The sequence below is a fragment of the Mesorhizobium sp. M1E.F.Ca.ET.041.01.1.1 genome, from assembly GCF_003997355.1.
In the GTDB taxonomy this organism is placed as follows: domain Bacteria; phylum Pseudomonadota; class Alphaproteobacteria; order Rhizobiales; family Rhizobiaceae; genus Mesorhizobium.
Window position 1 is genome coordinate 1 of sequence record NZ_RZSL01001232.1, and the last position, 523, is coordinate 523.

At 61.0% G+C, this 523-nt stretch carries 1 protein-coding gene; it reads right to left on the reverse strand.

Annotated features, from left to right (window positions below; translation table 11 throughout):
• The coding region (locus tag EOA38_RS38540) for a glutathione S-transferase N-terminal domain-containing protein (protein WP_145966369.1) at positions 1-339 on the reverse strand (339 nt) is incomplete at its 3' end.
• Positions 340-523: the final 184 nt, after the last annotated feature.

Here is a 523-nt window from a genome sequence, read left to right on the forward strand (position 1 = left end):
GCCATAGCGCACCTCGCGGAAACCCGAATGCATCTCGGTCGCTACCGAGCGGGCGAAGGCACCGGCGCCGAGGTCTTCGGGCCAGAGCTTTTTCTCGGGGTAGAGGTCGGCCAGATATTCAAGGATCGCAAGGGTTTCCCAGACGATCCTGCCATTGTGATTCAGGACTGGAACAAGTCCGGTCGGCGAGACCTTGGCAAGGTTGGCGGCGGTCTCCGGCGTGCGCAGGCGCACGAAGCTTTCCTCGAAGGGGATCTCCAGATGCTTCATCGCCACCCATGGCCTGAGAGACCAGGACGAAAAGCACTTGTTGCCGATGAAGAGAGTGAAGTTCGCCAAGACGGTTCCCCCGATTCAGGTGTCACCTTAGTGATCGCATAGCGGAGCAGACAAGGGTTATGCAGGCCAGCCGCCCCCTCGGCCCGGCCCTGCCGACCACACGGATACGGAACCGCGAACCAGACCTGGCCGTTTCTCTCGCGGATTGGATCTCCGGGAGATGCGGAGATGGTGAACATGCTGT